Consider the following 13,158-nt stretch of genomic DNA (forward strand, 5'->3'; position numbering starts at 1 on the left):
TCGTCGTCGTCGTCGTAGGTGCGCGGGCTCGGGGCGACGGTGCGCGGCGAGGGCGGTGCGGTCGTCGTGCGCGTCGGGGTGCGGGTCGTCGAGGACGTGGGCCTCGTCGGGGTCTTCGACGACGAGCTCTTCGTCGACGAGCTCTTCGAGGAGGAGCTCGTCGAGGAGGAGCTCGTCGAGGAGGAGCTCGTCGAGGAGGACGTCGAGCTGCTCGAGCTGCTCGAGGTGCTGCGGGCCGCGGGCTCCGTGGTCGCGCTGCCGATGCGCACGCCCGGGACGGTCTCGGGAGTGGGGGCGCTCGCCTGGACCCAGAGCAGGACCGATGCGGCGCCCACGAGGAGGAACCCGACGACTGCTGCCATGACCTTCATGACGCCCAGCCTCCCAGCCGAGCATGACGGCGCGCTAAGACCCGCATGAGAGCGCTCTCATGAGAGGCGGTGCCGACGCCACCAGCTCGAGCTCGGTGCGGGCGAGACCCGCCCATCTCGGCCGGAAGAGGTAGATCCCCGCGAGGCGCAGCCGGGTCGCGGCGCGGTAGGCGGCCAGCCGCCGCGGGTCGGCACCGACCCGCTCGGCGGCCCGGCGCACGCCCTCCTCGCCGAGCGCGACGACCGCCGGCGACCACAGTCCCTGCCGGCCGCGCAGGCGCACGTGCTCGAGGAGGTTGGCCAGGTCGAGCTCGGGCTCGGCACGAGCGGCGGTGTCGAGGTCGAGCAGCCCGAGACCCTCGCCGACGAGCAGCTGCTTGTCGTGGAGGTCGCGATGGCTGGGCACGGCGGGGCCCCCCGCGTCGTCGAGCAGCGCGGCGACCGTGATGTCGAGCGCTCGCTCGACGCCCAGGCGGACCTGCGCCGGGGGCGACCACGCGTCGAGGGCCTGACGCACGGCCCGCTCAGCGACCTGGACCTCGGCGCTCGCGTCGTGCGCGGGCAGCTCGCTCGCGTCACCGGCGACGACCTCGGGCCAGCCCTCGGCGAAGGCGCCCCACCCCCTGCGCACCGCCTCCTCGTCACCGCGCAATCCGAGGTCGTGCAGGGGCGCGCCGGGCACGGTGCTCAGCCGGATCGTCCCGGGCTGACCCGGCACCACCTCGGCGGCGGGGGCGGCCCAGCCGGCGCGTGCGGCGAGCCGGGCTCCGGTGCGATGGGCCTGCAGCACCGCGTCCAGCGCACCCGGGCGGACGACCTTCGTGTAGGACCCGGCCTCGCGCAGCACCGCTCGACGGCCGCCGCGGTGGACGAGCAGGGTGCCGTCGAGCCCGGCCAGCCCGGGCAGACGCGGGTCGGTCGCGAAGGGGAGGACCCTCACCTCGCCGACCTGCCAGCGTCCGCGCGACCGGGTGAGGTCGAGCTCGCCGGCGCGCAGCCGGTCGGAGCCGTCGCGGCCCTCGACGCGTAGAGAGAGCCGGTCGGCGGACAGGTCCTTCGGCCAGGCCCGACCGACGCGCAGCTCGTCCCCGCCGAGGTCGACCCGCTCGGGCACGACGCTCATCGCAGCAGCTCCTCGGCGAGGTCGAGGGTGCACCCGACCCCGTCGCGCCACGTCGGCTCCGCCCGGCGCAGGGGCTCCTTCGCCCGGGACAGGAGAGCGGCCGCGCTCGCCGACCGCACCGCGGCGTCGCCGGGCCAGCTCTCGCCGCCCTCCTCGTACCCGGTGCGCAGCCCGGCCGCGCCCGCCCCCTCGGGGTCGCCGGTCCGCAGCGCCTCGACGGCGAGATAGGAGGCGAGGTCCCGCAGCGCCGGCCCGGAGCCGGCCCGGTCGAGGTCGATCATCCGCGCGCCGTGCTCGCCGACGACGAGCTGGTCGCTCGACCAGTCGCCGTGCAGCAGAACCGGTGCGCCGACGGGGACCGCGGGGAGCCGGTCGACGAGACCGGCGGCGCGAGCACCGAGCTCGGCGTCGACCTCGGCCAGACCTCGGGCGGTGGCGCGCAGGGCCCCGTCGTCCCAGCCCGCGCGCTGCGGCAGCCGCTCGTGCGCACCGGCTGGTGCGGGGACCTGGTGCAGCCGGGCGAGCAGCCCGCCGGCGATCTCGCCGGCGCGACGCGCGCCGAGGTCTCCGCGGCCGGAGACGGCGTCGAGGCTCTCGCCCGGCACCCACTCCCACCGGGTGACCCGGCTCGAGGCGCGCCCGCGGGGGGCCGCGGCCAGGCTCTCCTCCGCGAGGGCGGGGACGAGCCGGTGCACGTCGGGCTGGGCCTTCGTCGTGACGCGGATCTGCGTCGTGCCGCGCCGCAGGACGAGGCGGCGCAGCGGGTTGTGCCGCACGACGACGGAGGCGTCGACGAGATCGGCCGCACGGTGCAGCACCCGCGCCAGACGGGGGTCGGTCCACAGGTCGCCGTGCACGAGGACGAGGCCGTCGGCCTCGACCACCTCGACCCGACGCCCGACGCGCGCCGCGCGTTCCGCGTCGCGCGCCGCGCGGTCCTGGTGAGGGGTGAGCCGCAGCCAGCCGGTCGGGCCGGTCGCGTCGGCGAGCGCCGCGACGGTGTACTGCCCCGGCTTGTGCCGCAGACGGGTGACCCGCACGTCGGCGCCGAGCAGCTCGCCGACCCGGTCCGGGTCGAGGGCGACGCGCAGCGTCGCGTGGCGGCTCATGCCCGCACCGGGATCGGCACGGTGTCCTCGGCGCCGTCCCGGTCGACCCGGCGGTCGCCCGGGACGAAGGGGGCGCGCGCCTCGTCCCCGTCGTCGGGTCGGAAGGCATGGCCGCTCGGCATCTCGTCGTGGGGGCCTCCGTCCCAGCGCACCCGGCCGTCCTCGAGCCAGATGATGCGGTCGCACGCCCGCGCGGTCTGCTCGTCGTGCGTGACGACGAGCGTCGTGCGACCCCGGGTCAGCTCGTCCAGGCCGGTCCGCACGGCGGCGGCGTTCTTCGGGTCGAGCCCGCTCGTCGCCTCGTCGAGCACGACGACGGCGCTGTCGCGCAGCATCGCCCGAGCGATGGCGATGCGCTGGCGCTGCCCGCCCGACAGCGTCGAGCCGCGCTCGCCGACGACCGTCTCGTAGGCGTCGGGCTGCTCCATGACGAAGTCGTGGGCGCGAGCCCGACGGGCGGCCTCCCACATCTCCTCGAGGGTGGCGTCCGGCCGCCCCTGACGGATGTTGTCGGCGATGGTGCCGGTGAAGAGCACGGACTCCTGCAGCAGGAGGGTGACCTCACGACGCACGAGCGACAGCTCGAGGTCGCGCAGGTCGTGCCCGTCGAGCCGGACCGAGCCGCCCTGGGGGTCCTGCAGCCGGGCGAGCAGCGCGGTGAGCGTGGACTTGCCGGACCCGCTCGGGCCGACGAGGGCGACCCGCTGGCCGGCGGGGATGTCGAGGTCGACGCGGTCGAGCACCCGCCGGCCGGGGCCGTACCCGGCGACGACGTCGCGCAGCGTGAGCGCACCGCGGACGCGGGAGGGGCGCACGGGCTCCTGCGGCGAGAGGATCTCCGGCACCTCGTCGAGCAGGTCGGCGACCCGCTCGCCCGAGGCGGCCGAGCGCGAGATCCGCCCGGTGTACTTCGCGATGTCGCGCAGCGGCTTCATCGAGGTCTTGAGGTAGGTGAGGAAGAGGACGAGGTCGCCGGGGGTCGTCACCTGCTGCACGACCCGCCAGCCGCCGACGAAGATCACGGCGGCCGTCGCGAGCCCGACGACGACGTCGGTCGAGCGCTCGAGACCGGCGGCGAGGCGACGGGCCCTCACCCCGTCGCGCAGCGCCCGGTCGTTGCTCCCGCCGAAGGAGCGGGAGAGCGCGCCCTCGAGCGTGTACGCCTGGACGACGGGGATCGCGCCGATGGCCTCCTGCGCGACCCCGGCCAGCTCGCCCTCGCTACGGCGCGTCTTGCGCGAGGCGACGGTGATCTGGCTCGTGCTGCCACGCGAGAGGAGCACGAAGACGAGCGACGCGGCGACGACGACGAGCGCGAGGAGCGGGTCGAGCCAGATCATCACGCCGGTCATGACGACGAGGGTGAAGACGTTGACGAGCAGCGGCAGACCCGCGGTGACCGCGACCTCCTGGAGCTTGCCGACGTCGCCGACGAGCCGCTGCACGATGTCGGCCGACCCGTTGCGCGAGTGGTACCCCTTCGACAGCGCGGTGACGTGGTCGAAGGTGCGCTGGCGCAGCTGGGTGGCGACGCGGCTGCCGACGAGCGCGAAGGCGATCGTCGCGAGGTAGTTGCACACCGCGCGCAGCCCGACGAGGGCGATCGTCGCGAGCGCGGCGGCGCCGAGCAGCGCGGGTCCGGCCTCCGGTCCGCTCGTCGCGAGGTCGGCGCCGAGCGAGCGGGTCACGGCGTCGACGACGACCTTGACCGGCCACGGCTCGAGGACCCGGAAGAGCACCTCGAGGACGAGGGCAAGGGCGCCGGCCCCGATGAGCAGGCGCTGCTCGGGCAGGTGGGGCCGCAGGACGCCGAGGGTCCGGCGCAGCGCGCCCTGGTCGCGGCTCATGCCGTCGCCTCCTCGCACGCGCCCGCCCAGGGCAGGGCCAGCCCGCCCGTCGCGCGGTCGAGCACGTGGAGCCAGGTGTGCTGGCGCACGACCCGGCGGCGGCCGGCGCGGCCCATCCGCTCGGCGCGGTCGGGGACGGACACGAGCGCGTCGACGGCGGCGGCGAGCGCCTCGGGGTCCGACGGCGGCACGAGCAGCCCGGTGACGCCGTCGTGGACGAGGTCGCCGAGCTGGCCGACGTCGCTCGCGACGACGGGCAGGGCGGCGGCGCTGTACTCGAGCACCTTGAGCGGCGAGAAGTACTGGTCCTGCCCCGCCGGGTAGGGCGCGACCGCGACCGCGGCTCCCTCGAGGTGCGTGGGCACCTCCTGCGGGGTCACCGCCCCGCGGAAGTCGACGCTCAGGCCGAGCCGGTCGGCGCGCTCGCGCAGGGCGCTCGCCTGAGGGCCGTCGCCGACGACGCGCACCTGCCACGGTCGACGGGCCAGGGCGGCCGCGTCGAGCAGGTGCTCGACGCCGTGCCACGGCTTGAGCGTGCCGACGAAGACGACGACCGGCGCGCCCACGCGGTCGGGCACGACGGCGTGGATGCGACCGGGGTCGACGCCGTTGGGGGCGATGACGACCCGCGCCGAGGGCACGTGCGTGCGCACCCAGTCCGACACGGGGCCGGAGACGGCGAGCACCCGGTCGGCGGCCGCCGCCTGGGTCCGGAGCGCCTCCAGGGCGCCCGCGGTGTCGACTAGCTCGCGGTGCTGGGCCTGCTCCTCGACGAGCGGGGCGTTGACCTCGAGCAGGCCGACGGCGCCGGTGCGGGCCGTCACCTGCGCGAGGGCGGTGGAGAAGAGGGAGTAGCGCTCGTGCACGACGTCCGCGCCGTCGGCGAGCACGGCCCGGGCCAGCGCGTCCGCGGCGACCTGCTGGGCGCGCTCGCGCCCGGCCGTCCCGCCGTCGGCCGCTCGGCCGACCGGCACGTGGGTCACCGGGACGTCGAGGAGGTCGTCGGGCACGTGGTCTCCGGTGCGGACGACGTAGAGGTGGACCTGCGCCCCCTTCGCCCGCCAGGCCCGGACCATCTCCTGGATGTGGACCGAGGCCCCCTTCGTGCCGAAGGCGGGGACGCCGGGGTCGGCGCAGACGTAGGCGACTCTCATGCGACGGCTCCTGTCGAACGGGCCAGGAGGGCGGCCTGGCGGGTGGTGTCGTGGTCGCGCTCGACGAGGTCACGGGCGCGGCGGGCGACGTCGGCGCGGGGGAAGGCGTCGGCCGCGACGGCGCGCAGCGCGTCGACCAGCGCGCTCGGGTCCCCCGGCTCGAGGAGCACCCCGGTGACGGGGTCGGCCACGGTGCCGCGGACGACCTCGGGGATCCCGGTGACGGCGGTCGAGATGACGGGCGTGCCCACCGCCATGGCCTCGAGGATGACCGTCGGCAGCCCGTCGGCGTTGCCGTCGGCGCCGACGACGCACGGCGCGACGAAGACGTCGGCCTGCCGCAGCAGCGCCAGCACCTCGTCCTGCGGCCGCGCGCCCAGCCAGGTGACGACGTCGTCGAGACCGAGCGCGTGGGTGCGGGCGACGAGGTCGGGGCCGAGCTCACCGGCCCCGGCGACCTCCGCGCGGACCTCGAGCCCGGCGGCGCGGGCGGCCGCGAGCGCGTCGAGGAGGACGTCGAAGCCCTTCTTCTCGACGAGCCGGCCGACGGCGAGGACGCGAAGGGGGCCCGTGACCGGCCCCGGCTCGCGGTAGCCGAAGCCGGTGAGGTCGAGCCCGTTCGCGACCCGGGCGACGCGGGCCCGCGGCGCGACCCGGCCGAGGTGCTGCTCGTTGTACGCGCTGATCGCGACGACCGTGCTCGCGCCGTGCAGCAGGTCGGCGAGCAGGTCGAGGTCGACCTCGTCGTGGAAGATGTCCTTGGCGTGGGTGGTGACGCTCCACGGGACCTGGGCGAGGTGCGCGGCCACCGCGGCGACGCGGGCCTGGGCCGAGGCGAAGTGCGCGTGCAGCCGGGTGATCCCCCGGGTGCGCACGGCGATCGCGAGCTCGACGCCCTGGGCGACCTCGTCCGCGGCCAGCCGCGTCGTGAGGGGAAGCAGCTCGGCCAGGCGCGGCCCGAGGTCGGGCAGCACGGCATGGGCGCGGGCGATGCTCGCCCACAGCTCGGAGGCCTTGAGGGCGCGGGGCAGGTAGGTGACGGGGGCGTGCACGCGGGCGAGCGCCGGGTGGAAGTGGGTGTCGGTCGTCGGGCGCAGCGCGAAGATCTCGAGCGCCTCGCCCTGGGCCTCGCGGGCGAGGACCTCGGTGACGACGAAGGTCTCCGAGAAGCGCGGGTAGACCTTGACGACGTAGCCGACGCGCTCGGTGGCCGTCGTGGGGGCGCCGCACGACACGGTGGTCGGGGACGGCGTCGTCGACGGCGGGGCGGACGGCGACGGCGGGGCGCTGGTGCGCGCGGGGGCGAGGGTCTCAGACCGCATGGCGGATGTCCTGGGGGGTCGTGGCGAGCAGATCGGCCGCGTGGCCGGCGACGGCGGCCAGCCCGTCGCGGCGCAGGTGGCTGCGGTCGACGCTGCGGTGGAGGTTGTCGGCGAACCAGCGGCCGAGCCGCTCGGGGGTGAGCTCGGCGGCGCGGATGACGTCGACGGCGCCGGTGGCCTCGAGCGAGCGGGCCCGGATGAGCTGCTCCTGGCGGGGCTCCTCCCGGGGCACGACGACGGCGGGTCGGTCGGTGCTCATCACCTCGCACACGGTGTTGTAGCCGCCCATGCAGGCGACGGCCTCGGCGGAGCGGATGGCCAGCAGGCCCTCGGGCACCTCGTCGAGCACCTCGGTGCGCGGCCCGGCGAGTGCCTGCAGCTCCTCGCGCCGGCTCGGGGTCGCCTGGGGGCCCACGACGACGACGTGGCCGAGGCCCTCGGGGACCGGCGCCTGGACCGCGGCCCGGCACAGGTCCTCGCCGTCGTGCCCGCCGCCGACGGTCGTCAGCAGGTACGGGCGCTGCAGCTCGCGCAAGAAGCTGCGGGTCGCGCGGTCGGCGGAGAGGTAGCCGGTGTGGACGACGAGGTCGTGCAGCTCGGCGGGCACGGCGCCCGTGGCGCGCAGGTCGGTGACCCGCTCGTCGCCGTAGACCCAGATCGCGTCGAAGAGCTCGCGCACCCGCTCGGAGCCGACGCGACGCCACTCGCGCACGGCGACCTCGGGCTCGTCGAGCACCTCGCGCAGCCCGAGGACGACGCGGGTGCCGGGCTGCTCGCGGCGCAGCCGGCGCAGGGGCTCGAGCAGCTCGTCGTCGACGCCGAAGGCGTGCCGGTCGACGACGACGAGGTCGGGGGCGAGGGCCCCGAGCGCGCCGGAGAGGATCGCGCGACGCACGTCGATGAGGTCGGTCATCGGCACGCTCATCTCGCGCGGCGCGTAGCCGTGGGCGTCCTTGGCGATGCCCGGCAGGCGCACGACGTCGAAGTCGGCCGGCAGGTGGCCGACGACCCGCTCGACGCCGGTGAGGAGCAGCCCGGTGACCTCACGCCCGGTGAGGGCCGGCAGGTGGGTCCGCAGGGCGTGGGCTATGGCGAGGTTGCGGCGCTGGTGGCCCAGCCCCACCGAGTCGTGGGAGTACAGCGCGACGCGCAGGGGCGCTGAGGTCGGTGCGGGCGAGGTGGCGATGCGCATGGGGACATGCAACTGCGTCGCGATGAGCCGCCCGTGAGCCGATGGTGAGAGCCCTCTCATCCGCGCAGGGCTCCCCCTTCGCCCACCCCCGTCGCCCCCCCTTCGCGAAGTATGGAGATCTGTAGGCCAGAGGGGGGTCTGGTCGACCGATTGCCATACCTCGGCGAAGGGGGGCGAGGGCGAAGGGGGGAGCCGGGCGGCTCAGGCGAGGCGGTAGCCCAGCCCGCGGACGGTGACGATCCGCTCGGCGCCGATCTTGTGCCGCAGGTAGCCGATGTAGACGTCGACGACGTTGCTGCTCGTCTCGGCGCCGTCCCAGACGCGCTCGATGAGCTGCTCGCGCGAGAGCACCTGACCGGGGTGCTCGAGGAAGGTGCGCAGCAACGAGAACTCGCGCGCCGACAGGGTCACCGGGGCGCCGTCGAGGCGCACCTCACGGGCGACGACGTCGAGCGAGACCTCGCCGCGCTCGAGCACCGTGACCTCGGGGGTGCCGGGGGCGCGGTCGCGCAGCCGCAGCCGGATCCGGGCGAGCAGCTCGGCGAAGGTGTACGGCTTGGCGAGGTAGTCGTCGGCGCCGCCCTCGAGACCGGCGACCTTGTCGTCGGCGGAGTCACGTGCGGTGCACATGATGACCGGCACCTCGACGTCCATGCCGCGGATGAGCTTGAGCACCGTGAAGCCGTCCATGCGCGGCAGCCCGACGTCGAGGACGACGAGGTCGACGCCGCCGCCGGTCGCGTGCTCGAGCGCGGTCATGCCGTCCGCGGCGACGACGGTCTCGAAGCCGGCCTTGCGCAGGCCCTTGTCGATGAAGCGGGAGAGGTGCTCCTCGTCCTCGACGATGAGGATGCGCGCCATGGGTGTGCCCTCCTGCGGGCCGGGGACGGTCCGGGTCGGGCGGGTGCCCGGGTGCGGCCAGGCTACCGAGCCCGCGGTGACGGCTCGGGCTCGGGCGCCGGGACGACGAGGGAGAAGGTGCTCCCCTCCCCCGGTCGCGAGTCGAGCTCGATCTCGCCGCCGTGGGCGTGGGCGATGGCCCGCACGATGGGCAGCCCGAGGCCGCTGCCCTCGACGGCGCGCTGGCCCTCGGCGCGGCCGAAGCGCTCGAAGACCGCCTCCTGCTCCTCTGGGGCGATGCCGACCCCGTCGTCGGCGACGGAGAGCACGAGCGCGCGGTCCTCGCCCGCCCCGCGCCAGGCGGTGCGCAGCCGGATCTGCGAGCCGGGCTCGGAGAACTTCACGGCGTTGGCGCACAGCTGCTGCACGGCCTGGACGACCCGGTCGCGGTCGACGTGGACGACGCCCTCGACGCACCCGTCGTCGACCCACTCGTGGTCGCCGAGCGCGGGGACGAGCGCGAGGAGGTCGGCGTGGAGGTCGCGAGCGTCGATGGGGGCCGGGCGCACGAAGTCGGGCCGGTCGAGCCGGGCGAGGAGGAGCAGGTCGTCGACGATGCGGCGCATGCGGTCGATCTCGACGAGCTCGATGTGGCGGGTCGCCTCGACGTCCTCGACGTCCTCGGCGTCGAGCACCTCGAGGTTGCCCCGCATGATCGTCAGCGGGGTGCGCAGCTCGTGCGCGGTGTCGTCGAGGAAGCGGCGCTGGGCGACGAAGGAGGACTCGAGCCGCTCGAGCATCGTGTTGAGCGAGGTCGCGAGCGAGGCCACCTCGGTGCGCTGCTCGGGCACGACGACCCGGCGCGAGAGCTCGCGGTCGTCGATCTGCTCGGCCGCCTCGACGAGGTCGCCGAGCGGGGAGAGCAGGCGGCGCACGGCGACGAGGAGGACGGCACCGGCGAGCAGGAGGGTGAGCAGGGCACCGACCCCGTAGGCGCTGAGGAGGGAGTCGACCCGGTCGAGGCGCGCCCCGCGGTCGATGCCGACGACGAGCGTGCCCTGGCCGTCGTCGCCCTGCACCGGGGTGATCGCGATGCGCAGGTCCTGGGTCGGCGTCTCGACGGTGGTCAGCACGGTCTCGTCCGGCCGGCGCTGGGTGAGCACCGCGTCGATGACGGCCGGCTCGGTGAGGTCGATGCGGCGCTCGCCGCCGGAGACGAGGGCCGGCACGCGCGAGTCGCCGACGAAGGCGATCATCGACTCGTCGCTGCCGGGCACGCTGAAGCGCAGGAAGTCCTCGAGGAGGACCCCGACGTCGCGGTAGGGCCGGTCGGCGGCGGACTGGTCGGAGAGCTGGCGCAGCTCCTCGACCTCCTGGAGCAGCTCGCCGTCGGCCTGCTCGAGGACCTCGGCGCGCTGGACGACGTAGGCGATGACGCCGGCGAGGACGAGCGCGAGCGCCAGCGTGGCCGTCACCAGGGCGACGAGCCGCCCGGCGATGCCGTGCTGGCGCCCGACCATCAGCGAAGGGGGGTGAGGACGTCCTTGCCGAGGAAGGGACGCAGCGCCTCCGGCACGCGCACCGACCCGTCCGGCTGCTGGTGGTTCTCGAGGATCGCGACGAGCCAGCGGGTCGTCGCGAGCGTGCCGTTGAGCGTGGCCGCGACCTGGGTGCGCCCGTCGCCGTCCTTGAAGCGCGTGCCCAGACGGCGCGCCTGGTAGGTCGTGCAGTTCGACGTCGAGGTGAGCTCGCGGTAGCGGCCCTGGGTCGGCACCCACGCCTCGCAGTCGAGCTTGCGGGCGGCCGGCCCGCCGAGGTCGCCGGCCGCGGTGTCGATGACGCGGTAGGGCAGCTCGACCTTCGCGAGCATCTCGCGCTCCCAGGCGAGGAGGCGCTCGTGCTCGGCGGCGGCGTCGGCCGGGTCGCAGTAGACGAACATCTCGAGCTTGTTGAACTGGTGGACGCGGATGATGCCGCGGGTGTCCTTGCCGTAGCTGCCGGCCTCGCGGCGGAAGCAGGTCGACCACCCGGCGTAGCGGCGCGGGCCGTCGGCGAGGTCGATGATCTCGCCCGAGTGGTAGCCCGCGAGGGCCACCTCGGAGGTCCCGGTGAGGAAGAGGTCGTCCGCCGGCAGGTGGTACACCTCCTCCTCGTGGCTGTCGATGAAGCCCGCCCCGGCCATGACGTCGCGCGACACGAGCGCCGGCGTGATCATCAGGGTGAAGCCGGCCGCCGTCGCCTGGGCGACCGCCATGTTGAGCAGCGCGAGCTCGAGCTGCGCGCCGATGCCGGTGAGGAAGTAGAAGCGCGAGCCGCTGACCTTCGCCCCGCGCTCCATGTCGAGGGCGCCCAGGCCCTCGGCGAGCTCGAGGTGGTCGCGCGGCTCGAAGCCCTCGGCCGCGAAGTCCCGCGCGGTGCCGACCTCGTCGAGCACGACGTAGTCGTCCTCGCCGCCGGTCGGGACGCCGGGCTCGATGACGTTGCCCACCGTGCGCAGCAGCCGGTCGAGCTCGGCCTGGGCCTCGCCCTGGGCCGCGTCGAGCCGCTTGACCTCCGCGGCGAGCGCCGCCCCCTTCGCCTTGAGCTCGTCGGCCTCGGCCTGCAGGGCGCTCGTGTCCTCGCCGGACGTCTGGGCGGCCTTGATCTTGCCCATGATCGGGCCGAGGCCCTTGCCCGAGGACTTCTGCTCGGCGCGGACCGACTCGAAGCTGGCGATGGCGGAGCGACGGCGCTCGTCGGCGGCGAGGATCGCGTCGACCACGGAGTCGTCCTCGCCCCGGGCGCGCTGGCTCGCGCGGACGAGGTCGGGCTGGTCACGCAGCTGCTTGATGTCGATCACCCGCCGAGGATATCGGCGACGCGGCCGCTCCCCCGTCGGGCTAGGTCGAGGTGACCTCCGCCTGCGGCCCGCGGTGCCGCTCGACCCACCGCATCGCGGGGTTGACGCTCACGCCGTGGATGACGACGGAGGCGACGATGGTGAAGGCGACGGTCGACCACAACCACCGGGCGTCGGGGAACTCCGCCTGGCCGAGCGCGTAGGCGAGGTAGTACACCGAGCCGATCCCGCGCACGCCGAAGAAGGCGACGACCGCCCGCTCGCGCCGGTCGAGGCCGCACAGGTCCTCGCCGCGCCGCACGCCGAACCGCAGGGAGAGCATCGCCGCGAGCGGGCGGATGACGAGGATGAGGGAGAGCCCGGCGAGGACACCGCGCCAGTCGAGGTCGGCGAGCACGCCACGGGTGAGCTCGATGCCGATGAAGAGCAAGATGATGAGGACCATGAGTCGCTCGAGACGCTCGACGACCTCGTGCATGTGGCGGTGGTACTCGCTGTCCCGCTCGAGCGAGCGCAGCGTCATCGCGCAGGTGAAGACGGCGAGGAAGCCGTAGCCCTGGGCGACCTCGGCCGCGCCGTACGCGCCGAGGATCGCCGCGAGCGCGAGCAGCGGCTCGCCGGTCTCGGCGGTGCGCAACGACTTCGCGGGGGCGCGGAAGGCGAGCGCCGCGAGCACCCGGCCGACGAGCCAGCCGACCCCGACACCGATGACCACCCGACCGACGAGGTCCCAGGCCAGCCACTGCAGCCCCCACTCCAGGGGCGAGCCGAGGGTGACGAGGAAGATCGCCGCGTAGACGAAGGGGAAGGCGAGCCCGTCGTTGAGGCCCGCCTCGGAGGTGAGCGAGAAGCGCACCTCGTCCTCCTCGTCGAGCTCCTCGGGGGTGGTCTCGATGTCGGGGCCCTCGACCTGGACGTCGCCGGCGAGCACGGGGTCGGTCGGCGCGAGCACCGCGCCGAGCAGGAGCGCGGCGGCCGGGGCCAGCCCGAGCACCCAGTGGCCGAGGACGAAGACCGCGCCGATGCACAGCGGCATGGCGACGAGGAGCAGGCGCCAGGTGGCGCCCCAGGCCCGCCACGAGCCCCGCCGCCGCAGCGACAGCGGTCGGTCCAGGGCGAGACCAACCCCCATGAGCGCGACGAGCACGGCGAGCTCGGCGACGTGCTCGATCGTCGGGCGCAGGTCGATGGGGTCGAGGTTGGTGCCCACCGGCAGGGACAGCAGCCCGACGAGCATGCCCACCCCGATGAGCACCATCGGCACCGACAGCGACAGGCGGTCGAGCAGCGCGGGCAGGACGACCCCGACGAGGAGCGCGACACCGGCCACGAGGTAGACGGCGTCGGCAGACATGCCCGCA

At 75.1% G+C, this 13,158-nt stretch carries 11 protein-coding genes; 1 reads left to right on the forward strand and 10 read right to left on the reverse strand.

Going from position 1 to position 13,158, the window contains the following annotated elements:
* Nucleotides 1–18: 18 nt before the first annotated feature.
* Nucleotides 19–420 carry a hypothetical protein gene (locus L6241_RS05810; RefSeq protein ID WP_368245341.1) on the forward strand — a complete coding sequence of 134 codons (402 nt, stop codon included), beginning with the start codon at nucleotides 19–21 and terminating at the stop codon, nucleotides 418–420.
* On the opposite strand, the gene L6241_RS05815 is transcribed toward L6241_RS05810, so the two are convergent.
* The 10 genes from L6241_RS05815 to L6241_RS05860 form a co-directional block, all read right to left on the reverse strand.
* A complete protein-coding gene (locus L6241_RS05815; RefSeq protein WP_368245342.1) occupies nucleotides 406–1,494 on the reverse strand; it encodes a hypothetical protein in 1,089 nt (362 codons plus the stop codon). The genes L6241_RS05810 and L6241_RS05815 overlap by 15 nt on opposite strands.
* Nucleotides 1,491–2,603 (reverse strand): aminoglycoside phosphotransferase family protein, encoded by a 1,113-nt coding sequence (locus L6241_RS05820; protein ID WP_368245343.1) that lies wholly within the window; start codon nucleotides 2,601–2,603, stop codon nucleotides 1,491–1,493. Before L6241_RS05820 ends, L6241_RS05815 begins: the two co-directional genes overlap by 4 nt.
* Nucleotides 2,600–4,450 (reverse strand): ABC transporter ATP-binding protein, encoded by a 1,851-nt coding sequence (locus tag L6241_RS05825; RefSeq protein WP_368245344.1) that lies wholly within the window; start codon nucleotides 4,448–4,450, stop codon nucleotides 2,600–2,602. Before L6241_RS05825 ends, L6241_RS05820 begins: the two co-directional genes overlap by 4 nt.
* Nucleotides 4,447–5,604: a glycosyltransferase family 4 protein gene (locus tag L6241_RS05830; protein ID WP_368245345.1), complete on the reverse strand. Its 1,158-nt coding sequence runs from the start codon at nucleotides 5,602–5,604 to the stop codon at nucleotides 4,447–4,449. The genes L6241_RS05825 and L6241_RS05830 overlap by 4 nt, the downstream gene beginning before the upstream one ends.
* A complete protein-coding gene (locus L6241_RS05835) occupies nucleotides 5,601–6,926 on the reverse strand; it encodes a glycosyltransferase family 4 protein (RefSeq protein ID WP_368245346.1) in 1,326 nt (441 codons plus the stop codon). Before L6241_RS05835 ends, L6241_RS05830 begins: the two co-directional genes overlap by 4 nt.
* Nucleotides 6,916–8,118, reverse strand: a complete 1,203-nt coding sequence (locus L6241_RS05840; protein ID WP_368245347.1) for a glycosyltransferase family protein — start codon at nucleotides 8,116–8,118, stop codon at nucleotides 6,916–6,918. Before L6241_RS05840 ends, L6241_RS05835 begins: the two co-directional genes overlap by 11 nt.
* A 201-nt stretch (nucleotides 8,119–8,319) precedes the next feature.
* On the reverse strand, nucleotides 8,320–8,979 hold the full coding sequence (locus L6241_RS05845) for a response regulator transcription factor (RefSeq protein WP_123093063.1): 660 nt from the start codon (nucleotides 8,977–8,979) through the stop codon (nucleotides 8,320–8,322).
* 62 nt (nucleotides 8,980–9,041) lie between these two features.
* Nucleotides 9,042–10,478, reverse strand: coding sequence for a HAMP domain-containing sensor histidine kinase (locus L6241_RS05850; RefSeq protein WP_123093061.1), 1,437 nt, complete (start codon nucleotides 10,476–10,478; stop codon nucleotides 9,042–9,044).
* The gene (gene serS, locus L6241_RS05855; RefSeq protein WP_368245348.1) at nucleotides 10,478–11,797 is read right to left on the reverse strand and encodes a serine--tRNA ligase; all 1,320 of its coding nucleotides are present in this window, start codon (nucleotides 11,795–11,797) and stop codon (nucleotides 10,478–10,480) included. The genes L6241_RS05850 and serS overlap by 1 nt, the downstream gene beginning before the upstream one ends.
* Before the next feature lie 40 nt (nucleotides 11,798–11,837).
* Entirely contained in the window at nucleotides 11,838–13,151 is a 1,314-nt protein-coding gene (locus L6241_RS05860; protein WP_368245349.1) for a cation:proton antiporter, read from the reverse strand.
* Nucleotides 13,152–13,158: the final 7 nt, after the last annotated feature.

This window comes from Janibacter sp. Y6 (assembly GCF_040900765.1).
Taxonomy (GTDB): domain Bacteria; phylum Actinomycetota; class Actinomycetes; order Actinomycetales; family Dermatophilaceae; genus Marihabitans; species Marihabitans melonis.